19 protein-coding genes are annotated in these 22,010 nt (G+C 69.6%); 3 read left to right on the plus strand and 16 right to left on the minus strand.

Annotation, left to right across the window (positions count from 1 at the left end):
• Positions 1-11: 11 nt before the first annotated feature.
• From AADV74_RS09000 to AADV74_RS09030, 7 genes are read right to left on the minus strand one after another with little or no spacing between them, the layout of a single operon-like run.
• Positions 12-1,433: an NtaA/DmoA family FMN-dependent monooxygenase gene (locus AADV74_RS09000; protein WP_342113207.1), complete on the minus strand. Its 1,422-nt coding sequence runs from the start codon at positions 1,431-1,433 to the stop codon at positions 12-14.
• Positions 1,430-2,662, minus strand: coding sequence for an acyl-CoA dehydrogenase family protein (locus AADV74_RS09005; RefSeq protein ID WP_342113209.1), 1,233 nt, complete (start codon positions 2,660-2,662; stop codon positions 1,430-1,432). The genes AADV74_RS09000 and AADV74_RS09005 overlap by 4 nt, the downstream gene beginning before the upstream one ends.
• Complete coding sequence (locus tag AADV74_RS09010) at positions 2,659-4,032, minus strand: NtaA/DmoA family FMN-dependent monooxygenase (protein WP_342113211.1); 1,374 nt, start codon at positions 4,030-4,032, stop codon at positions 2,659-2,661. The genes AADV74_RS09005 and AADV74_RS09010 overlap by 4 nt, the downstream gene beginning before the upstream one ends.
• Positions 4,029-5,747 (minus strand): dipeptide ABC transporter ATP-binding protein, encoded by a 1,719-nt coding sequence (locus tag AADV74_RS09015; protein ID WP_342113213.1) that lies wholly within the window; start codon positions 5,745-5,747, stop codon positions 4,029-4,031. Before AADV74_RS09015 ends, AADV74_RS09010 begins: the two co-directional genes overlap by 4 nt.
• Positions 5,747-6,607 (minus strand): ABC transporter permease, encoded by an 861-nt coding sequence (locus tag AADV74_RS09020; protein WP_342113214.1) that lies wholly within the window; start codon positions 6,605-6,607, stop codon positions 5,747-5,749. The genes AADV74_RS09015 and AADV74_RS09020 overlap by 1 nt, the downstream gene beginning before the upstream one ends.
• Positions 6,604-7,623, minus strand: a complete 1,020-nt coding sequence (locus AADV74_RS09025; RefSeq protein WP_342113216.1) for an ABC transporter permease — start codon at positions 7,621-7,623, stop codon at positions 6,604-6,606. Before AADV74_RS09025 ends, AADV74_RS09020 begins: the two co-directional genes overlap by 4 nt.
• Positions 7,601-9,247 (minus strand): ABC transporter substrate-binding protein, encoded by a 1,647-nt coding sequence (locus tag AADV74_RS09030; RefSeq protein WP_342113218.1) that lies wholly within the window; start codon positions 9,245-9,247, stop codon positions 7,601-7,603. Before AADV74_RS09030 ends, AADV74_RS09025 begins: the two co-directional genes overlap by 23 nt.
• A gap of 217 nt (positions 9,248-9,464) precedes the next feature.
• Here AADV74_RS09030 and AADV74_RS09035 point away from each other — a divergent pair, with 217 nt between their 5' ends.
• On the plus strand, positions 9,465-10,262 hold the full coding sequence (locus AADV74_RS09035; protein ID WP_342113221.1) for an HAD-IIA family hydrolase: 798 nt from the start codon (positions 9,465-9,467) through the stop codon (positions 10,260-10,262).
• 111 nt (positions 10,263-10,373) lie between these two features.
• Here AADV74_RS09035 and AADV74_RS09040 read toward each other — a convergent pair whose 3' ends face one another.
• The 7 genes from AADV74_RS09040 to AADV74_RS09070 all read right to left on the minus strand — a co-directional run bounded on the left by AADV74_RS09040 (position 10,374) and on the right by AADV74_RS09070 (position 17,021).
• Positions 10,374-11,177 (minus strand): LLM class flavin-dependent oxidoreductase, encoded by an 804-nt coding sequence (locus AADV74_RS09040; RefSeq protein ID WP_342113223.1) that lies wholly within the window; start codon positions 11,175-11,177, stop codon positions 10,374-10,376.
• Positions 11,178-11,199: 22 nt separating this feature from the next.
• Positions 11,200-12,138: a nucleoside hydrolase gene (locus AADV74_RS09045; protein ID WP_342113225.1), complete on the minus strand. Its 939-nt coding sequence runs from the start codon at positions 12,136-12,138 to the stop codon at positions 11,200-11,202.
• Complete coding sequence (locus tag AADV74_RS09050; RefSeq protein ID WP_342113228.1) at positions 12,135-13,103, minus strand: ribokinase; 969 nt, start codon at positions 13,101-13,103, stop codon at positions 12,135-12,137. Before AADV74_RS09050 ends, AADV74_RS09045 begins: the two co-directional genes overlap by 4 nt.
• Positions 13,104-13,106: 3 nt before the next feature.
• Positions 13,107-14,825: a hypothetical protein gene (locus AADV74_RS09055; RefSeq protein WP_342113230.1), complete on the minus strand. Its 1,719-nt coding sequence runs from the start codon at positions 14,823-14,825 to the stop codon at positions 13,107-13,109.
• Positions 14,818-15,372, minus strand: coding sequence for an orotate phosphoribosyltransferase (gene pyrE, locus AADV74_RS09060; RefSeq protein WP_342113232.1), 555 nt, complete (start codon positions 15,370-15,372; stop codon positions 14,818-14,820). Before pyrE ends, AADV74_RS09055 begins: the two co-directional genes overlap by 8 nt.
• A gap of 10 nt (positions 15,373-15,382) precedes the next feature.
• Entirely contained in the window at positions 15,383-16,726 is a 1,344-nt protein-coding gene (locus tag AADV74_RS09065) for a threonine/serine exporter family protein (protein ID WP_342113236.1), read from the minus strand.
• Positions 16,727-16,898: 172 nt separating this feature from the next.
• Positions 16,899-17,021: a hypothetical protein gene (locus tag AADV74_RS09070; protein WP_342113238.1), complete on the minus strand. Its 123-nt coding sequence runs from the start codon at positions 17,019-17,021 to the stop codon at positions 16,899-16,901.
• A gap of 97 nt (positions 17,022-17,118) precedes the next feature.
• Between AADV74_RS09070 and AADV74_RS09075 the strand changes: the two genes are divergently transcribed.
• A complete protein-coding gene (locus AADV74_RS09075; protein ID WP_342113240.1) occupies positions 17,119-18,033 on the plus strand; it encodes a LysR family transcriptional regulator in 915 nt (304 codons plus the stop codon).
• A gap of 117 nt (positions 18,034-18,150) precedes the next feature.
• A complete protein-coding gene (locus AADV74_RS09080; RefSeq protein ID WP_342113242.1) occupies positions 18,151-18,909 on the plus strand; it encodes an enoyl-CoA hydratase/isomerase family protein in 759 nt (252 codons plus the stop codon).
• 105 nt (positions 18,910-19,014) lie between these two features.
• On the opposite strand, the gene AADV74_RS09085 is transcribed toward AADV74_RS09080, so the two are convergent.
• Together AADV74_RS09085 and AADV74_RS09090 are read right to left on the minus strand one after the other, a co-directional pair.
• Positions 19,015-20,508: a CoA-acylating methylmalonate-semialdehyde dehydrogenase gene (locus tag AADV74_RS09085; protein ID WP_342113244.1), complete on the minus strand. Its 1,494-nt coding sequence runs from the start codon at positions 20,506-20,508 to the stop codon at positions 19,015-19,017.
• 60 nt (positions 20,509-20,568) lie between these two features.
• A complete protein-coding gene (locus AADV74_RS09090; protein ID WP_342113246.1) occupies positions 20,569-21,894 on the minus strand; it encodes an aspartate aminotransferase family protein in 1,326 nt (441 codons plus the stop codon).
• Between the last annotated feature and the right edge of the window lie 116 nt (positions 21,895-22,010).

A 22,010-nucleotide genomic window follows, 5' to 3' on the forward strand; every position in this document is an offset into this window, starting at 1 on the left:
ACCAGGCCGGATCAGACCAGCGCCGCCTCGGGGAACCGCAGTGGCGGCACAGGAACGTCGAGGTTGGCTCCACCCCTGTAGCGGGTGGCGATGTGGTTGTCGGGGAGGCGAGGTCCGCGCCCGAACAGGCGTTCGCGCAGGGTGGCGCGCTCATCGGACTCGCTCGCGTCGGGAAGCCGGCCACGGCGGCGCAGCTCCGGCACGACGAGCTCCGCGAAATCGCGCGCGGTGTCGAAGGAGTGGTACTGGCGGAGGTTGATGCCGTCGACGCCGTCCTCGTCGAGCCAGCGCTCGATCTCGTCGGCGACCACCGAGGGGGTTCCCACGACGAAGTAGCGCTCGGCCCTGCCGGCGCGGAGCCCGTCGAGGACCTCGCCGACCGACCTGTCGAGCGGCAGGAACGGCAGGCGGTCGAGTTCGCTGCCCGAACGTCGGATCGCCTCGGCGACGGTGATGTCGCGCGGAGAGGTCGTGATGTCCACGGGCAGGCTGGAGTGCGCGAGGATGCCGTCGAGACTGGTGTGCTCGCGGTAGAGCCGCCACTTGTCTGCAGCCTCCTCCTCGGTCCGTCCGACGATCACGCCGGCCTGCACGATGAACTTGATGTCGTCGCGGGTGCGCCCATGGCGCTCCGCCGCCGCCGTCATTCCGGCGACGTTGTCGCGGAAGTCCTCCGCCGTGCGCCCGCCCGTGAACACCAGCTCGGCATGGCGTCCGGCGAACTCTGTGCCCGCCGGAGACCCCGTGGCCTGGAACAGCACGGGAGTGCGCTGGGGTGACGGATGCACGATGTGCGGGCCGGCGACGCGATGGGCCGCGCCGACGTGGTCGATGTAGCGCACCTTCGACGGATCCGTGGCGATCCCACGCTCGCGGTCGTACACCACGGCCCCGTCGTCCCACGAGCCCTCCCACAGCTTGTAGAGCACGTCGAGGTACTCGTCGGCGAGCTCGTACCGACGGTCGTGGGGGATCTCCCCCTCGAGCCCGAAGTTGCGTGCGGCGTTCGGCAGGTAGGAGGTGACGATGTTCCAGCCGAACCTGCCGCGGGTGAGGTGGTCCAGGGTCGATGCCCGGCGCGCGAAGGCGAAGGGGGGCTCGTAGGTCGTCGAGAAGGTGGCACCGAATCCGAGGCGTTTCGTCACGGCCGCCATCGCCGGGATGACCAGGAGCGGGTCGATGTTCGGGCTCTGCAGGCCTTCGCGCAGGGCCGTCTCCGGGCCGTCGCGGAAGACGTCGTATGCGCCGATCACGTCGGCGAGGAAGACGGCGTCGAATCCGCCGTCCTCGAGGATCCCGGCCAGTTCGGTCCAGTACTCGAGCTCGTCGAAGCGATGGCGGTTGTTGCCGGGAAGCGGCCACAACCCGTGGGTGATGTGGCTGATGCACGCCATCTCGAAGAGGTTGAGGATGAGTTGCTTCTTCTCGGTCATTCCGATGCCTCCGTGTTCGTTGCCGTCGACTCCGCCGACGGGACCGTGTAGATGCTCAGCGGGTCGGCCTCGTTGAGACGGACGTCGCCGATCACGCGCTCCTTGTAGATGCGCGGGTTGTGCGAGGTGATGGTGCGGGCGTTCCTCCAGTGCCTGTCGAGGGCCAGCGAGCGGCCGACTCCCGACGAGCCGAGGGCGTCGAAGACGAGCGTCGACGCCGCCAGGGCGGCATCCGTCACCCCGATCTGGGCCTCGTAGACCGCGACAGCTGCCGCGCGCGCTGCCTGGGTCGGGTCGCCGCCCGCGCCGATCTCCTCCCACACCGAGTCGAGCCTCCTGGCGGCGCGGCCGACCGAGGCCTCGGCGACGAAGGCGTGTGCTGCGATGCGGCCGACCACCTGCTGCACCTGCGCGTCGTCGCGTGGCCGCTCGGACAGCCCGTGCGGGTAGGACCGCCCGCGGGCCGTCACAGCCTGGACGGCTTCGTCCCGCACGGCCCGGGCGATTCCGGCGAGGGCTGCGAGCAGCACCAGCTGGTAGACCGCCTCCTGGGAGACGAAGCGGTCGGTGAACGCGAGCACGTCCTCCTCGGCGACCAACACGTCGCGGAGCCGGGTGGTGCCGCTGCCCGTCGCCCGCTGGCCGAACCCGTCCCAGTCGTCGACGAGGTCGACGCCGTCAGCCCGCGCGTCGACGAGCACCAGTCGCGCCGCGCCGTCCTCCGCGAGCGCGAGCACGCCGACCCAGTCCGCGTAGATCGAACCCGTGCTGTAGTACTTGACGCCGTTCAGCAGCAGGCGGCCGTCGACGCGTTCGATCCTGGTGTCGCCGAGGATGCTGGTCGTTCCGAGTTCGGACCACGCGCCGCCGATCACCGCGCCGGCCCCGATCCGGCGGCGCCACTCGCTGTCGCGTTCAGTCTGACCGGCGAGGCGGTCCTCGACGAACGCGATGTGGTTGCGCCAGATCTGCGGCTGGTTGGAGTCCGCCGCCCCCAGGTCGACGAGCAGCTCGAAGAACTCCTCGACGCCCAGCCCGGCTCCGCCATCCGCCTCCGGGATGCGCAGGGCGCCGAATCCGGATGCGGCGAGCGCTGCGGTCTCGACGTGGGGCCGTGTTCCGGACGTCTCGTGCTCGAGCGCGGTCTCGGCGATGCGCTCGAACACGGGCTCGAGCCGCGTGCGCGCAGCGGCGAGCGCGGTGACGGCGGTTCCGGTGCCGATGCTCACGCCCCGACCTCGACCGCCGCGAACGCGCCTCTGTACTTCGCCGCCGGATGCCGGTCGTTCACCCGCGCCTCGCCGAACAGACGGTCGCGCAGCGTGGGGCCGTCTCCGTACTCGCTCTGGGCGAGGCCCCGGGCGCGCAGCACCGGGAGGACCTTGTCCGCGAATTCCTCGAAGGAGCCCGGGATGACCCAGTTGATGACGTTGATGCCGTCGACTCCTGCCGCCTGCCAGATCTCGAGCGCGTCGGCGATCTGCTCGGGCGTGCCGACGAGCCGCGTCGACCGCGAGATGAGCACAGCGATGTCGGCGACGATCGGCTCGCGGTCGGTGATGGCCTTCGACACCCACTCGCCGAAGCCCTTGGCCGTGTTGGTGTCGACGTCCTTCAGTGGTGTCTGCGGGTCGTAGACCCTGCCGTCGGAATCGACGAGGGCGGAGTGGGCGAGGTAGCCCTCGATGCTGATGTACTTCTCGTACTCCTCCGCCTTCGCGCGAGCCTCCTCCTCGGTGTCGCCGATGACGAACGAGAGCCCCTGGAAGAACTTGATGTCCTCACCCCTGCGCCCGAACTCCACGGCGCGCGACCGAGTCGCCTCGATCTGCTGGCGCGCCAGCTCCGGGCTCGGCGAGATCAGGAACACGGCCTCGGCATTGCGTGCGGCGAAGTCGCGACCTGAAGCGCTCGACCCCGCCTGATAGAGCACGGGGGTGCGTTGCGGAGACGGCGACGGAAGGTGCGGTCCCTGCACCGAGTAGCGCTCGGACTCGTGGTTGATCTTGTGGATCTTCGACGAGTCGCCGAAGACACCGCTCTCGCGATCCTTCAGGAGTGCCCCCTCGTCCCACGAGCCCTCCCACAGCTTGTAGGTGACGTCGACGTACTCCTCGGCCCAGGCGTAGCGCTCGGTGTGGTCGGTCAATCGCGGGAAGCCGAAGTTGCGCGCCCCGTTGTCCTGCAGGCCGGTGACGATGTTCCAGGCGATTCGACCGTTCGAGATGTGGTCGAGGGTCGAGACCTGCCTGGCGAACTGGTACGGGTGGCTCTGCGCGACGTTCGACGTGAGTGCCAGGCCGATCTTCTCGGTGTGCACAGCCAGCGCCGCCACGAGTGGGATGGGGTCGTTCGATGGGATCTGCAGTCCTTCGCGGATGTACACGTCGAAGTCGGCATCCGCGTCACCGTAGACCCCGGTGACGTCGGCGAAGAACAGGGCGTCGAACTTCGCGGCCTCGAGCCTCTTGGCGAGGTCGATCCAGAGCCGGACGTCGTTGAAGTCGACCTGCCCGGCGTCGGGGCGGCGCCACTGGCCGTGGTGGATGTGGGAGTTCGTGTTCATCACGAAGGCGTTGAAGTGCAGCGGGGTGGTCATGCGTTCTGCTCCTGAGCGGGTCGGGGGTCGAAGACGGGGATGGACGCGATGAGCTCGCGGGTATAGGGCTCCCGGGGGCGGTGGAAGATGTCGTCGGGCGTGCCCGACTCGACCACGACGCCGTCCTTCATCACGAGCACCCGGTGGCTGAGGTGCGCGATGACGCCGAGGTCGTGCGAGATGAAGAGATAGCTCAGGCCGTGCTGACGCTGCAGCACGACGAGGAGGTCGAGGATCTGCGCCTGGATCGTCACGTCGAGGGCTGAGACGGCCTCGTCGAGCACGATGATGTCGGGTGCCTCGGCGAGAGCCCTCGCTATGGCGATCCGCTGGCGCTGCCCTCCGGAGAGCCGCAGGGGGAAGCGCCTCAGCACAGCGTGCTGCAGGCCGACCTGGTCGAGCAGTTCCCGGATGCGCTCCCCGCGAGCCGAGGCGCTCGCGAAGACGTCTCGCGGCAGCGCGTCGAGCAGGATCCGCTCGACGTTCCAGCGCGGGTCGAAGCTCGAGAGCGGGTCCTGCGAGACGACGGAGATGCGTGAGCGCAGCGCGCGTCGCCTGGGCTCGGGCAGGGTCGACCACGGCTGGCCGAGCAGGGTCACCGTGCCTGAGTCGGCGTTCTCCAACGCCAGGGCGATGCGTCCCGTCGTGCTCTTCCCCGAGCCGGACTCGCCGACGATCCCGAGGGTCTCCCCCCTGTGCAGGTCGAAAGACACCGAGTCGACTGCCGTCGTGACCGAGCCGTCGGACGACCTGAATCGCTTGACGAGGTCGCGGGCAGACAGCACGACCTCGTCGCGCACCACGGCGGCCGGCGGGGCTGCCGCGAGCATCACGGCTCCGGCCGGGCTGAGAGAACCGCCCCGGGTGTCCTCGCTGGGCACAGCGGCGATGAGCGCACGGGTGTACTCCTCGCGCGGTGCGGCGAGCAGGTCGGCCGCAGCACCCTGCTCCACCACCCGGCCGTCCTTCATCACGAGGATGTGATCGGCCAATTGCGCCACCACCGAGAGGTCGTGGCTGATGAGGATGATCGACGCCCCGCGGCGCTTGGACGCCTCGAGCAGGGCGAGCACCTGGGCCTGCACGGTGACGTCGAGCGCGGTGGTGGGCTCATCGGCGATGACGACATCGGGGTCGAGGGCGAGGGCCGACGCGATCAGCGCACGCTGACGCAGGCCGCCCGAGAGCTGATCCGGACGCTGCCGAGCCCGCAGCTCCGGCTTCGGTACGCCGACCGAGGTCAGCAGCTCGATGACCTTCGTGCCGCGGGCTGCGGCGTCACCCCAGCCGTGAAGCCGCAGGCTCTCGGCGATCTCGGCTCCCACAGGGCGCAGGGGATCCAGCGACACGAGGGCGTCCTGGAGGATGAAGCCGACCTCCTTGCCCCTGATGCCCTGCCACTGCCGATCCGACAGCCCGGCGACGTCGCGGCCGTGCAGGGAGAGCTCCCCGGCCGACACCCGAGCGCCGCGACCCGTGAGCCCGACCACGGTGCGCGCCGTGACCGACTTGCCCGAACCGGACTCGCCGACGATCGCGACGCACTGGCCCGGATGCAGGTCGAAGGACACGTCCTGCACGATCGGCCGCAGGCCGGCCGAGGTCTGGAACGCGACGGAGAGGTCGCGCACGCGCAGCCGCGGCCGGAATCCGGCCAGGCCGTCGATCTCGGCCGCGAGGTCCGAGCCCGCGGCATCCGTGGTGACGGCATTCATCACTTCTCACCCTTCTCGAGGAACGACTGCAGGTGGCGGCCGAGTGTCGTCGTGGTCAGGGCGAGCAGCACGATCACGAGGCCCGGGATCACGGTCAGCCATCCGGCGACGGTGATGTATCCCCGTCCTGCGTCGAGCAGGGCGCCCCACTCTGGTGCCGGTGGCGCGATGCCCAGGCCGAGGAACGACAGGCTCGACGCCCAGACGATCGACTGGCCGATCGAGAGCGCGAACACGGCCACGAGGGGACGCAACGAGTTCGGCAGGATGTGCTGACGCAGGATGCGGCCGCGCGAGTGGCCGAGCGCCACGGCGGCCTCGACGTAGGGAGCGCCCCGGGCACTGAGGATCTGCCCCCGCACCATGCGGGCGTAGCCCGGCGCGGTTCCGATGCCCACTGCGAGGATGAGGGTGAGGATCGACGGGCCGAGCACGGCGATCAGCAGCAGGGAGAGCAGGAGCGCCGGGAAGGCGAAGGCCACCTCGAGCAGCCAGCCCACCGCGGCCGCCGTCGGCCTGTTGCCGAGGGCTGCAAGCGACCCGAGGATGACGGCGACGGTGAGGCTGACGGCCGCGGCGCCGATGCCGACCCCCAGCGAAGCAGCCGTTCCGAAGATCACCCGCGAGTACAGGTCGCGACCGGACTCGTCGGTGCCGAACCAGTGGGCGGCGGACGGCGGCGCCAGCGTGTTCGCCAGGTCCATCTCGAACGGCCCCTGCGTCGCCAGGAGCGTCGGCCAGAGCGCCGCGAGAGCGAACACGGCTGTCGCCGCGATGGCGGCGAACAGGTCCCACGGCAACTGCAGCAGACGGGCGGATGCCGTCGGCCGGGTTGCATCCAGTGCGAGAGTCGCGGTCATGCCGTCCTCCTGAGACGCGGGTCGATGATGGCGTAGGCGATGTCGACGAGCAGGTTCGCCAGCACGTAGAAGGCGGCGATGAGCATCACGATGCCGATCACGACGGGCATGTCCTGGCTGCTCACGGCGGTGACGAGGACCTGACCGATGCCCGGCCTCGCGAACACCGCCTCGACCACCACGGCGCCCGAGATGGTCGCCCCGAGCGCCCAGCCCGACAGCGTGACCGCGGGCAGGACGGCGTGGCGGAGCACGTGACGCAGCCTGATGCCGACGTCGCCCATTCCCCGCATCCGCGCCGTCAGCACGAAGGGCGAGTCCAGGGCGCGCTCGAACTCGGTCCTCGTCGCCTGCCCGAGGAACCCTGCCAGCGGGATCGCGAGGGTCAGGGCCGGCAGCACCAGTCCGACCGGGCCGGTTCCTCCGATCACGGGGAACCAGCCCAGCGAAAGTGCGAAGACCAGCAGCAGGATGATCCCGAGCCAGTAGTGAGGGAGGCCCGCTGCCACGGTGTCGAAGAACCCTCCGATGGCGCGGGATGCCGGTCCCTTGCCCGCTGTGATGGTCACCCAGACCACCATGATGATCCAGGCGAAGACGAGGGCGGTGAGGGTGAGCACGATGGTCGCACCCAGCTGGTCGGCGATGATCGCGATGACCGGACGATGCTGCTGGTACGAGTTCCCGAGGTCGCCGACCACGAGCCCGCGCAGGTACCCGAAGTACTGGACGATCAGAGGATCGTGCAGGTGGTACTCCGCATTGATCGGCGCGAGCTCCTCCGGCGTGCGCGCGACGGCCTGGCCGGCGCGGATGTTGAGGATCACCGTGGCCCTGTCGCCCGGGAGCGACGCCTGGGCGAAGAAGGCGGCGGTGGCGGCGCCGAACAGGACGAGCGCGGCGCCCACCACCTTGCCGATCACGAGTCGCGGCGCGCCCCGCCCCCGGCGCGGCGCGCCGGAGCCGAGGAGGACGCCTGTCGCGGCATCCGTCTCACTGAACGAAGTACGCGTCATAGAACGTCGGTCCTCCCTGTGCGTGCTCCTGCCAGACGCCCTTGAGCTTCGGTGAGACCGCGAGCGTCGAGAGCCTGTCGTAGATGCCGATGGCGAGGGCGTGCTCGGCGATGTACTCCTGCGCCTGCTCGTACAGCGCGTTCTGCTTGTCGACGTCGGGCTCGGAGTTCGCCTGCAGGATGAGTGCCTGAAGCTCGGGGTAGTCGGTGAAAGAGGCGTTCCAGTTGTTCGGGTTTCCGCCCGATCCGGCACCCCAGTTGATCTGCAGGATGCCGCTGGTGACGGCCGTCCAGTAGCCCGGGTAGATGTCGCGTTCGTCGGGCTTGCTGTAGGCGCCGGAGAACGCCTCGGCCTGCGGAACGGGGATCAGGTCGACCTTGAAGCCCGACTTCTTCGCCTGCTCCTGCACGCCCTGCAGGATCGAGACGCCATCGGCCGTGATGATCGAACCGGTGAAGTAGGGCAGGGTCACCTCGAGGGTCTCGCCACCCTTGGTGCGGTAGCCGTCGGAGTCGGTCTCGGTCCATCCGGCCGCGTCGAGCAGGTCGGCTGCCTTGTCGAGGTCCTGGGTGTACCAGTCGGCCGCCTTCTGGCTGTAGCCGGGGGTGGTCTGGCTGACCCCGCCGTTGCCCTCGTAGGGGATCACGCCGCGGCCGATCGACTCGACGATCTCCTTGCGGTCGACGGCGTACGCGAAGGCCTGGCGCACCGACTCGTCGGTGAACGGACCCTGCGCCGTGTTGAAGGTGAGCACCTGCGGACGCCCCGGCGTCACGTACTTCTCGAGCGTGAACCCCGCGTCTCCCGTCGGCTTCCACTGCACGGCCGGAACGTCGTAGACGGCGTCGAGCTCGCCGCTCTTCAGCGCGGCCACGCGCGTGGTGGCGTCGGCGATGAACTTCCACTCGACCTCGTCGACCAGCGCCGGACCCGTGTGCTCTGCGTTGGCCGGCGGCGAGGTGTAGCCGTCGTTGCGCTTCAGCACGATCTCCTGCCCGCGATCCCAGTGGTCGACGATGAAGGCGCCGGTGCCGATCGGGGCCGCGCAGTTCTCCTCCTGGGTCCGCTCGGTCAGTGCCTTCTGCGACTGGATGCCGAAGTAGCCCTGCGTCAGGTTGTCGGCTAGACGCGGGTAGGGCTTGGCCAGGTCGATCTGAACGGTGAGGTCGTCGACGGCTTCGGCGCCCTCGTAGTATCCGCCGAGCCAGGCCAGCGCCGTGCTGTTGCCGCCGCCGTTCACCCAGTAGTCGAAGTTGTAGGCCACGACCTCTGCGGTCAGGTCGCTGCCGTCGGTGAACTTCACGTCGGGCTTGAGGGTGAACGTCCAGTGCAGGCCGTCGTCTGAGACGGCCCACTTCTCGGCCAGCCACGGCACCACCTGGTTGTCCTCGTCGAGCGAGACGAGGCTGTCGAGCACGTTGTAGCTGAGGTATGCCTGCTCGATCCATCCGCCGAAGACGCATGCGGGCTCCTGCTGGTGGCCGTAGACGATCGTGCCGCCCTCGAGGGGTGCGGCGTCTGCCGCCGGCGTCGTCGCCGTGTTCGCCGCGCAGCCGGAGAGGGCGATCGCGGCCGTGACGGCGAGCGCCACGACGGGCGCGAGGATGATGCGTTTCTTGGTCATGAGGTGTGTGCTCCAGGGGAAGGGCCGGTCAGGGAGGTCGATGCCGGTCGAAGTGCCGCAAGGCTATGGAGCATGTCCGCTGATCGGGAGTGGATTGTGACGGGCGGCGTAAGAGTGCTTCACATGGGGAAAACTTCACCGTGCGGTCACCCGATGCGCTATGGGGTGCGTCCTCGGCCAACGATCACGGCGAACTGCGACGCCCTAGGCTGGTGCCATGCACCGTCGTGACGAGATCGAATGCTGGCTGACAGACATGGACGGCGTGCTCGTCCATGAGAACGAGCCCCTGCCCGGAGCCGCCGCTCTGCTGCAGCAGTGGCGCGATCAGGATGCCCCCTACCTGGTGCTCACGAACAACTCGATCTTCACGCCCCGCGACCTGAGCGCCAGGCTCCGCGCCTCGGGCCTGATCGTTCCCGAGGAGCGCATCTGGACCAGCGCGCTGGCGACGGCCGACTTCTGCGCCTCGCAGATCCCGGGCGGATCGGCCTTCGTGATCGGCGAGGCCGGCATCACCACGGCACTGCACGAGGCCGGCTTCATCATGACCGAGACCGACCCCGACTACGTGGTGGTGGGCGAGACCCGCAACTACTCCTTCGAGGCCATCACGAAGGCCATCCGGCTCATCGCCGGCGGTTCCCGGTTCATCGTGACGAATCCGGATGCCACGGGCCCGAGTGCCGACGGCCCCCTGCCCGCCACCGGAGCCATCGCGGCGCTCATCACCAAGGCGACCGGCAAGGACCCCTACGTCGTCGGCAAGCCGAACCCGATGATGTTCCGATCGGCCATGAACCGCATCGGCGCGCACTCCGAGAACACCGCCATGATCGGCGACCGCATGGACACCGACATCGTCGCCGGCATCGAGGCCGGCCTGCACACCATCCTCGTGATGACGGGCATCAGCGACGAGGCCGAGATCAACCGCTACCCGTTCCGCCCCGACGAGATCCTGAGCGGCGTGCACGAGCTGGTCGCGAAGGAGCCGTTCGAGTCGGAGGTGTGACTCGCTCGCTGAGGACCCGACGACGTCGGCCTCCGAAGCGCGTAGAACGTGCCGGCACCGGAAGCGCTTCGGGCGGTCGCTTCGGGCGGCCCTCAGCGAGCGGCTTGTCGCTCAGCGAGCGGCGGCCGCGGCCAGCGCGTCGATGATGCGTCTGTACGCCGGAGTCGAGCCGTCGGCCGTGATGGCCCGGAAGACGAGTTCGTCGACGCCGGCCCTGTAGTCGTCCAGCCGCCCTCGCAGCGCCTCCGGCGTCGTCCCCGCGATGGTCGTGTCGACCGCACCGACACCGAGGCGCTCGAAGTTGGCGGCGTAGCTCGGGTACGAGGCGTAGCGAGCCGTCTCCTCGGCGAGGGCGGACGCGGCGTCGGTGTCGACGATGCCGCGCGCGTAGAGAACGGCCCGAGGACGTGGCACGGCGGCATCCGTCGCCGTCTGACGCAGTACAGCGGCGGTCTCGGAAGCGACCTCCGGCGGCAGCCAGCTGAGCAGCGCGCCCGAAGCGCGCGTCGCCGCCAGCTCGCGCATCCTCGGGCCCAGCGCCCCGAGCAGCACGGGCGCCTCGACGCTGCGCTGGAGCTCGTCGAGCTGGGGTGTCACGATAGCCAGCGGACGTCGTGCTGCCCCGGACCCGACGCCCAGCACGAGGCGGTCCTGCGGCAGCGCGAGGTCGCGCACCCTCTCCGCGATGACGGATGCCGGCCACCTGTCGAACGGGATCACCCCGGTCGCCAGCACCAGCCGATCGGTGACCTCCGCCGCGGCGGCGAGCCCGGCGAGAGCTTCACCATCGGGGGTGTCGTTCAGCCAGAGTGCGTGCAGGCCGGCGGCTTCTGCCGCCACGGCGAGCTCCCGGATGGCGGCGCGATCGAGGGCGCCGGCGAGGCCGAGCGAGACGAGGGCTGGTGCGGTGCTCATCGCTCCAGCGTACGCAGGAGGATCAGGCCAGGCGCGCTATCGCCGCCTCGAGCGCGTCCCAGAAACGCGGCACGTCGAGGCTCACTGCGACGTGGGCATTGGCGGCCCGACCGAGCATGCCGTCGAGGTCGACCAGCGTCGCACCGGCCGTGTGCACGCCATCGACCTCGACGTCGAGTCTGGTGAACACCGTGCCGACGGCATCCGGAGCAGCCAGCACCGCCACGGCCACTGGGTCGTGCAGCGGCCCGTCGGGCAACCCGAACACGGCGTCGTTGGTGGCGCAGAAGAACTCGAGCAGCTCGGCGCCGAACGCAGCGGTGCGGTTGCCGATGGCGGCGATGCGCTCACGCACCTCGGGAGTGACGAGGGCGTCGTGGGTGACGTTCAGCCCGACCATGGTGAAGCGCACGCCGCTGTCGAGCACGATGGCGAGCGCCTCAGGGTCGACCCAGGCGTTGAACTCCGCCGCTGGAGTCACATTGCCGCGCCCCGTCGATCCGCCCATCCAGACGATCTCGCGGATGCCAGCGGTCAACTCGGGGCGATCTCGCAGCAGGGTGGCGACGTTGGTGATCGGCCCCGTCGCGATGATGGCGACGGGTTCGGCGGATGTCGTGATGACATCGGCCATGAGTCCGACGGCCGAGCGCGGGTCGAGCTGCACGACGGGCTCGGGCAGGAGGGGACCACCGAGACCGTTCTCGCCGTGGATCCACTCGGCCGTGGCGAGCTCGCGCACGAGGGGACGGTCTGCGCCGGCAGCCACCGGGACGTCGGTCACCCCGGCTACCCCGAGGGCGATGCGAGCGTTGCGCTCGGTGTGCACCAGGGTGCCGTTGCCGCCGACAGCGGTCACGGCACGCAGCTCGAGGAGCGGGCTGCCCGCCGCCAGCCAGAGCGCGAAGACGTCGTCATGACCCGGATCGCAGTCGATGATCACCGGGATGCGATCGGTCACGCGATGCCCGATCGGGCCGCGAAGGCCAGGAGGTCCGCCCGCGGGGCATAGGAGCCCACGGTTCCTCGGGAGGTGACCGACAACGCACCGGCGGCGACGGCCACGGCGACGGCCTCGCTCAGCTGGCGGCCCTCGGAGAGGAAGGAGGCCAGCGTGCCCGTGAAGCAGTCGCCGGCCCCGGTGCTGTCGACGGCCGTGACCCGGGGCGACTGGCACTGCGAGCTGCGAGCCGTATCGGGACTGTCGACGCTCGCTGACTCCGATCCGGCCGCCGAGACGGCGCCCTCAGCGCCGAGCGTGATGACGATGGATCTGCACCGTCGCCCGGCCACGGACTCGGCGACAGTGCGCCAGGCGTCGAGTCCGCTGGTCTCGCCGGTGCCGATGCCGAGCGCGACGGCCTCGTGCTGGTTCACGACCAACGGGTCGCAGACGGCGAGGGCCGCCGCCGACACCGGAACAGGCGGGGCGAGGTTGAGCACGAAGCGGGTACCGACCTCCGCGCTCAGGGAGGCCAACCGCTCGACGGCCTCGACCGGCAGTTCTCCTTGGGTGAGCGCGACATCGGCTGCGGCGACGTCCCAGCGGTGCGCCTCGACGGCGGCCGCCGTGACATGGGCGTTCGCTCCGGCCGAGACTATGACGGTGTTCTCGCCCGAGGCCGCCACGGTGATCTGAGCGACGCCCGTCGCGGCATCCGGAACCTGGTCGATCGCGTCGAGCGCGACACCGAACCCGCGCACGGTCTCGAGCGCGAAGGTGGCCGCGGCGTCGGTTCCCACTCGGGCGACGAGGTCGACGGATGCCCCGGCCAGGTGCGCGGCGATGGCCTGATTCGTGCCCTTACCGCCGAGCGCGACGGCATAACCGGTGCTGGGGACCGTTTCACCAGGCGCCGGGAAGTCCGCGACGTAGCTCGTCGAGTCGACGTTGAGGGACCCGAGGACGAGCACGCGGCCGGTCATGGCTCAGGCCGCCGGACCGGGGCCGGCCACGCTGGCCGTGATGGGCTCGCCGCCCGAGCGCGAGACGAAGCAGTAGTAGAAGCGCTGGCCGCTGGTCCACTGCTCCTCGGTCACGGGGAAGCTTCCCTGCAACTGCAGGTCGGGGAACGCCCCGGCGGCGGCGAGGTCGATGACGCCCGGCGCACTGCAGAGCAGGTTGATCTGCGAGGCGATGGCCTCCTCACCGGGGAACGCCGTCGTGGCGTCACCGCCGAAGGTGCCCCGGTAGACGAGCTGGGCCGCGTGCGGGGCCGCGCAGTCGACGACGGTGAACGTCTCGGCCCAGGGTCCTGCGTAGGGGTCGATGCACTCGGTGCCGCCCAGTTGATCCCACGGATGCTCGCCGGCAGCGGCCGGGCCTGTGACCGGAGGTGCGACAGTCGGCGTCGGGGTGGGTGTCGGGGTGGGTGTCGCGGACGCCGTGGGGGTCGGTGCCGGCGCTCCCGCGAACATCTTGGGCAGGAGGGTGCCGAGGAAGAACAGGCCGACGAGCACGACGAGGAGCACGAGGCCACCGGCGATCCAGAGCCGGCGGCGGTCGACTGAAGGCGTGTCGGTGGGCGGAGTCGGCGTGCCACCGTCGGATCCTCCGGCGTCCGGTGTCGCCGTGCCGTCGGTGCCGTCGACCGCGGCGGCGGAGGCCGGTGGCAGCGACAGGCCGCTCAGGGCCGGGCTCGCGTCGAGGGTGTCGATGAACGAGGACTGCTGCCCGGCCGCGGAGGTCGCCAGCAGCGCGGTCGCGGCGGTGTCGGCGTCGGCGTAGTCCGCATGGGGCTCCACGTCAGGCTCTGCCTCGGGGTCGGGTAGCCGCTCGGCCTCGAGCGCTGCCTCCTCCTCCTCCTCTGGCTCGAGCACGGGTTCCGGGTCGGGCTCTGTCGGCGACACCGGGGTGGGGAAGCGCAGCGGCTCGGCGGGCGGAGCTCCGAAGACCGGCGCGGCAAACGGAGCCATGACGACTGGAGGAACCACGTCATCGAGAGGATCCGCATCGGCGTCGGGCTGCCGCTCGGGCCCGATCGCATACTTCGCCGGATCCTCCCCGGCGCGTAGTCCCCAGTGGAAGCCGGCTTCGGGTTCGGCGTCGTCCGTCAGATCGTCGGCCGGTGACTCCACCCCGGTGGTCGGCCCGGCCTGCTCGGACTCCGACGGCGGCTCCTCGGAGGAAGCGCCGGGCGCGGGCGACGCGGGCTCGTCGTCGAAGTCGGAGAACAGATGCCAGACCGCCGACGATGTGGCCGCCTCGGTCCTGACGGCCCCAGGTTCGCGTTGCTCCTCGGCCACAGGTTCGTTCTGCGCCCCGGCCTCCGGCTCCGCCGAGACGTCCGTCGCAAGATCCTCGGCAACGGCGGGCGCGACTGGTGCGTCAGAAGCATCCGAATAATCAGGATCCGGCACGCTCTCGACCGACTGCCGCTCAGGAGGAGTCGTCGCTTCGGAAGGCGCAGAGGCGGCCGGTGAGCCGGACCAGACCGGGATGACCGGCTCGTCGTCGGCTGCATCCGGGGTCGGGTCCTCGACGGCCTCGTCGGCCACGTCGACCTCGTCGGCCACCGCAGCCGGTGCCTCTGCATCGCGACGGGCGCGTCGACCGCCCGAGAGCTGCGCGAGCAGCCAGTCGGCACCGCCGATCTCCGGATCGTGCTCGGAGTCGGTTCCGTCGCGTTCGTCGGGACCCTCAGGCATCGCGCAGGCCCAGGTCGTCGAGTCCGATGGCGTAGAAGTACGGGACGCCCTCGGCCTCGATGATCTCGCGGGCTCCGGTGTCGCGGTCGACGACGACGGCCACGGCGGCGATCTCGGCGCCCACCTTGCGGAGGGCCTCGATGGCCTTGAGCGGCGAACCGCCCGTGGTCGATGTGTCCTCGAGCACGATCACGCGCTTGCCTGCGAGCTCAGGTCCTTCGACCTGACGACCGCGCCCGTGGTCCTTCGGCTCCTTGCGCACGACGAAGGCGTCGTACTCGAGGCCGCGGGCCACGCCCTGATGCAGGATCGCGGATGCGACGGGGTCTGCACCCATGGTCATGCCTCCGACGGCGGAGACATCGGGGATGTCGGCGATGAGGTCGAGCATGACCTGCCCGATGAGCGGGGCGGCGCGGTGGTCGAGGCTCACCTTGCGCAGGTCGACGTAGTACGTCGCCTTCTTACCACTCGTCAGGGTGAAGTCGCCGTGGAACACGGCATCCGAGGAGATGAGTTCGATGAGCTTGGTCCGCGCGTCAGTCACGGCCACAACTCTATTGCCCGCGTCGGAAGACGCGCTTCCAGGAGCCCGGCGTTCCGGGCTTCAGCGGCGCGACGACCCCGGGGAGGTCGATGTGGAAGTTGCCGATCTCCTGGGCGCCGTAGCGGATGCTCCGATAGGCGGCGGTGCCGATGAGCACACCGAGGGCGATGGCGATCACGGTCGTCAGCGCAGAACTCAGGTCCTGATCATTGGCGTCGGCGCCGAAGACCTCCGTCAGTCCGATCAGTCCGGCGGACCCGGGAACCAGGATCCAGAAGGCGGGCAGGAAGGTGAGCTGCGACGGCACTCCGCGGCGCAGGGAGTCGATCCAGAGCACGAGGGGAGTCATGAGCAGGGCGCCGAAGAATCCACTGAGGTCGGCGCCGAAGACGACACCGCCGAGCAGCTGGCCGCCGTAGGCGACGACGAGCACGAGCAGCACCCAACTGAACGTGCGCGGCGGCGACGAGAAGTGCAGGTGGTTCCCGGCGGCGAAGAGCACGAGCCCGACCAGCGGCACCCACCAGAGGTAGAGCCGCTCGGAGTCACTCGACATGTAGCTGTATCCGTCGATCCCGACGAGGGTTCCGGCCGCGAGGATGCCGAACGCGAGGAGGGCCAGTTGCACGAAGCCCGTCACGAGCCTTGCCGTTCCGGCGACCATCTGCCCCGCCGCGAGTTCGACTGTGCCCGTGGTGAGGAGCCCACCGGGGAGGAAGGTGACGAGGGGCGCGATGAGCACGCGCAGCGGATCGGAGATGCCGAGAGCGTCGGCGAGGAGGAACACGACGAGCGAGGAGATGAAGGCCGCCACCACGGGGAAGATGAGAGCGAGCGTGGGAGAGCGCAGCAGCTTCAGCAGCCCGACGAGCAGGCCCAGAGCGAAGGCGATGGCGGCGCCCTGCCAGCTCGGGAACAGCATCAGGGCGAGGCCCAGCGTGAGCACGCCGTGGCCGAAGACGCGCAGAGGCCAGCCGAACCGCGGTGTCGACTCGCCGATCGCATTGAGCTCGTCGATACCCTCAACAGGATCGACAGTGCCGTCGCGTGCGCGCCGCAGGAGCTTGGAAAGCTCGGCTATCTGGTCGAACCTCAGGCTCGACCGCACACGGGAGGAGATGGCGACGCGGGTGTCGGTCGCCTCCCCCGTCTGGACCATGATCATGGTCGGGAGCACGGCGAAGTTGGTCTCCGGAGCGCCGTAGGCCGCTGCGACCTCCTGCATGATCGCCTGCACCCTGTCGACGGATTCCCCGGCCGCCGTGAGGCCTTCGGCCAGACCGACGAAGAAGCGGCGCAGCTCACCGTCGTCCGGTGAGCGCAACTCGCCGTCTTCCGGTGCCATCTCAGCCATGTCGGCCAACGCTATCGGCTGCCGATGGCAATGCGAAGAGCCTTGCGGAACGGCGGATGGAGGGCAATGAGAAAGGCCGCCCTCCGCGCCGTCCCTGGCGTGGTGGCGGCCTCAGCGCATCCGGAGCTCGTCTGTGTGGCGAGCCGTGCGGATGCGAATGCCCGCTCTCTTCCTAGAAGATGCGGACGTACTCGCGCTTGGGGGTGCGGCCATAGCCGTCCGACGCGAGAAGGGTGAGGGTTCCGGCGATGGCGCCGACCGCGATGATGCCGAGGATGACGAGGAGCGCGATCATGGTGGAGCCTTTCGAGTTGGGTGGGTACTGTCATTCTGCTCGCCTCGACCATGCAGCACAATCGAATGGTTCTGCATGATGGATGTAGGTTGGCTACATGGATGTACGTCGACTCGATCTCCTCCGCGAACTGGCGGAGCGCGGCAGCGTCACCGCCGTCGCGCATGCAACGCACCGCACGCCCTCCGCGGTGTCGCAGCAGCTCAAGGTGCTCGAGCGGGAGGCCGGAATGCCGCTCACCGAACGCAGCGGTCGAGGCATCCAGCTCACCGGCGCCGGCATCGCGCTGGCCCGCAGCGCGACCGACGTCGCCGTGGCCCTGGAGCGGGCGACTGCCGTCTGGGACGAGTTCCGCAACCACCCGAGCGGCGAGGTGCGTCTGGCAACGTTCCCGTCGGCCGGCCAGGTGCTGCTGCCCGGCGTCCTCGCCGACGTGGCGCTCATCCCCGGCCTCGTGGTGCACTGCGCGGACGGCGACGCCGAACTGCTCGACTTCCCGTCGCTCACCGCCGACTACGACATCGTGCTGGCGCACTCGCTGCGCGGCACCCGCGCCTGGGGCGGGCGGGGGCTCCGCGCGGTTCCCCTCATGATCGAGCCGCTCGACATCGCCATCCCGCCCGATCACCGCCTCGCCGGACGCAGCTACCTGACCCCGTCCGACGTGATCGACGAGCCCTGGATCGGCGTGCCCGTCGGCTTCCCGTTCGAGCGCATCCTGCACGACATCGAACAGGTGGCCGGGCACCGCGCGACGGTGTTCCAGCGCATCAGCGACCTGCGCATGGTCGAGTCGTTCGTGGCGGCCGGGCTCGGCATCTCGCTCATCCCGCGGTACACGTCGGGCGGCATCGACCCGAGTCGCGTCATCCTGAAGCCTCTGCGGGGAGTGGACGCCGAGCGGGACATCGTCGCGCTGCTGCGACCTGATGTCGCAGAGCGCCTCGCCGTGCGCACAGTCGTCGACATCCTGCGCACTCGGGCGGCCGAGATCGAGGCGGCGCACGCGTAGGCGGTCGCGCATCCGTTGCACGACAAGCTCTCAACGATGGATCGTGAGAACGGTGCACGACTGCGGGGAACGACAAGTCTGCAGCGATCGGTGGAACGCGTGAGTAGGCTGCCGTCGATGAGTGACACGATTCTCCTCGAGGTGACAGACGGGCTCGCCCACGTCACCCTCAACCGCCCCGAGCGTCTCAACGCGATCAACCCGGAGGCCGCCGAACGCTGGCGCGACATCGGGCGCGAGATCGCCGAGCGCGACGACATCGGCGCCGTGCTCTTCGACGCCGCCGGTCGGGCGTTCTGCGCCGGTGGCGACGTGCGCGAGATGGGCACGACGGTGGGTGACGGATCGGCGATCGCCGCGCACGCCGACGTGATCCACGCTGGCCACGTGTTCTTCCGCGAGAGCGGCAAACCCGTGGTGGCTGCCGTGCAGGGCGCTGTCGCCGGCGGTGGGCTCGGCTTCATGCTGTGCGCCGACGTGATCGTGGCGTCGGAGCAGGCGAGCTTCGCCAGCAAGTACTCCGACATCGGCCTCACCCCCGACTGCGGAGTGAGCACGCTGCTGCCCGAGGCGATCGGCATGCGGCGGGCCCTCGAGCTCACTCTCACGTCACGTCGACTGACGGCATCTGAAGCCCTCGACTGGGGTCTCGTGACCGAGGTCGTCGAAGCGGATGCCGTCGCCCGGCGTGCGCGCGCCGTCGCCGAGGAATGGCTCGCCGGAGCAACCGGAGCGTTCGGTCAGGCGAAGCGCCTGATGCTGGCGAGCCGCGGGCGGTCCTTCCAGGAGAACCTCGACGACGAGGCGCGCACCATCGGCGCCGCGTTCGAGACGCCGGAGGCGCAGGCGCGCATCGCGGCGTTCAGCTCCCGCTAGTCGACGCTTCGACCGCGCGCTGCGCGCGGGCCTCAGCGAGCGGGCGCTTGAGTACCCGCACGCTGAGGACCCGACGAAATCGGCGTCCGAAGCGCTTCGTCGCTCCTAGTCGTGCTGCGGGAAGCCCAGGTTGATGCCGCCGTGGCTCGGGTCGAGCCAGCGCGAGGTGATGGCCTTCTCGCGCGTGAAGAACTGCACTCCGGCCGGCCCGTACGCCTTGGCGTCGCCGAACAGGGAGGCCTTCCACCCACCGAAGGAGTGGTAGGCAACGGGCACCGGGATCGGCACGTTCACGCCGACCATGCCCACCTGCACCTCGCGCTGGAAGCGCCGCGCGGCACCACCGTCGTTGGTGAAGATGGCGGTTCCGTTGCCATACCTGCCGTCGTTGATGATGCCGAGCCCCTCCTCATAGGAGGACACCCGCACGATCGACAGCACCGGTCCGAAGATCTCGTCGGTGTAGACCGTTGAGGTGAGGGGCACCTTGTCGATCAGCGTCGGCCCGAGCCAGAAGCCAGCGGCCTCGCCGTCGAACTCGCCGTCTCGTCCGTCGACGACGACAGTCGCGCCGTCCGTCGCAGCCACGTCGATGTAGGAGGCCACCTTGTCTCGATGCACCTCGGTGATCAGCGGCCCCATGTCGCAGGAGCGGCGGCCGTCGCCCGTCGTCAGTCCGGCCATGCGCTCGGTGATCTTCGCCACCAGCTCGTCGGCGATGGAGTCGACCGCGAGCACCACCGAGATGGCCATGCAGCGCTCGCCCGCCGACCCGAAGCCGGCGTTCACTGCGGCATCGGCGGTCAGGTCGAGGTCGGCATCCGGCAGCACCAGCATGTGGTTCTTGGCGCCACCGAGGGCTTGTACGCGCTTGCCGTTGGCGGACGCCGTCTCGTAGATGTACTGCGCGATCGGCGTCGAGCCGACGAAGGAGATGGAGGCGACGTCGGGATGCGTCAGCAGGGCGTCGACGGCCTCCTTGTCGCCGTGCACCACGTTGAAGACGCCGGCAGGCAGCCCGGCCTCTGCGAACAGTTCGGCCATCCAGATGGCCGCAGACGGATCCTTCTCCGACGGCTTCAGCACCACGGTGTTGCCCGCCGCGATCGCGATCGGGAAGAACCAGAGCGGCACCATCGCCGGGAAGTTGAACGGCGAGATGATGCCGACGACGCCGAGGGGCTGGCGCACCGTGTAGACGTCGACGCCGGTCGAGACGTTCTCGGAGTAGTCGCCCTTGGTGAGGTGGGCGATGCCGCAGGCGAACTCCACGACCTCGAGGCCGCGCGCGATCTCGCCGCCTGCATCGGAGAGCACCTTGCCGTGCTCGCTGGTGAGGATCTCGGCGAGCTCGCCCCTGCGCGAGTTCAGCAGCTCGCGGAACGCGAACATCACCTGCTGGCGACGTGCGATGGAGGTCTCGTTCCAGGCCGGGAACGCTGATGCCGCGGCCGCGACGGCGGCACCGACGTCTGCGACGCTGCCCAGCCGCACCTCCTTCTGCACGATGCCCTTCGCGGGGTCGTAGACGGGCGCCGTTCGCGTCGACTCTCCCGCACTGGCAGCTCCGTTGATCCAGTGGTCGAGGGTGGTGGTCATGATGGGTTCCGTTCTGTTTCGTGTGTGGTGTGGTCTCGATACGCGTCGACTTCGTCGTCGCTACTCGACCAGCGAGGGGAGCGAGAGCACCTCGTCGTAAGTGGCGAGCGCCTCGGCGACCTCGTCGTCGGTGACAGTGCAGGGCGGCACGACATGGATGCGGTTCTCGGCGACGAACGGCAGGAGGCCGCGCTCGACGAGCGCACCCTTGATGCGCCCGATCACGGCGGCGCCCACGGGTTCGCGGGTCTTCCGGTCCGCGACCAGTTCGAGCGCCCAGAAGACTCCCTCGCCGCGCACCTCGCCGATGATGTCGTGCTTGTCGAAGAGTTCCTCGAGCCCGGGACCGATGGCCTCCCTGCCCACGCGGGCGGCGTTCTCGACGATGCCCTCAGAGCTCATGGCGTCGAGAGAGCCGACGATGGCCGCCATGGCGAGCGGATGCCCGCTGTAGGTGAGTCCGCCGGGGAAGACCGCGGTGTCCCACGTGGCCGCGATGGTGTCGGAGATGATCACACCACCGGCGGGCACGTAGCCCGAGTTCACGCCCTTCGCGAAGGTGATGAGGTCGGGAACCAGGTCGTAGCCCTCGAAGGCGAACCAGCGCCCTGCCCGGCCGAAGCCGCACATGACCTCGTCGGTGATGATGAGGATTCCGTGGCGGTCCGCGATCTCCCGCACGCCAGCGAGATAGCCGGGCGGCGGAATGAGCACGCCGGCCGTTCCCGGGATGGTCTCGAGCAGGATGGCCGCGATCGACGACGGGCCCTCCGACTGGATGACGCGCTCGAGGTGGCGCAGTGCCCGCTCGGACTCCTGCTCCGGCGTCGTCGCCCAGAACTCGCTGCGGTAGAGCCAGGGTCCGAAGAAGTGCACGTGGCCGCGGGCGTACTCGTTGGGAATGCGGCGCCAGTCGCCCGTCGCGACCACGGCGGCGCCGGTGTTGCCGTGGTACGAGCGGTAGGTCGAGAGGATCTTGTCTCGGCCCGTGAATAGGCGGGCCATGCGGATGGCGTTCTCGTTCGCATCCGCCCCGCCGTTGGTGAAGAAGACCTTGCTGAAGCCTGCCGGTGCACGGTCGGTGATGCGCTTGGCTGCCTCGCCCCGGGCGAGGTTGGCCGTTGCCGGTGCGACCGTGGTGAGCAGGTCTGCCTGCTCGTGGATGGCCGCGATGACAGCCGGATGCTGGTGGCCGATGTTCGTGTTGACCAGCTGCGACGAGAAGTCGAGCCAGGTGCGGCCCGCGTGGTCCCACACCCTGGAACCCGCGCCGCCGGCGATGACGAGTGGATTCAGCCCGGCCTGCGCCGACCAGGAGTGGAAGACGTGCGCGGAGTCGAGCTCGCGCGTGCGGTCGTCGAGTTCGGAGAGGTCGAGGTCGGTCATGCTGCGTGCCTTTCACTGTCGCTGGTCGAGTAGCGACCGAGCGGAGCGAGGACGCGTACCGAGACCCGGTGAGGTGATCTCGATACGCGTCCGACTTCGTCGGGCGCTACTCGATC

The sequence above is a fragment of the Leifsonia stereocauli genome, assembly GCF_038432415.1.
Classification (GTDB): Bacteria; Actinomycetota; Actinomycetes; order Actinomycetales; family Microbacteriaceae; genus Orlajensenia; species Orlajensenia stereocauli.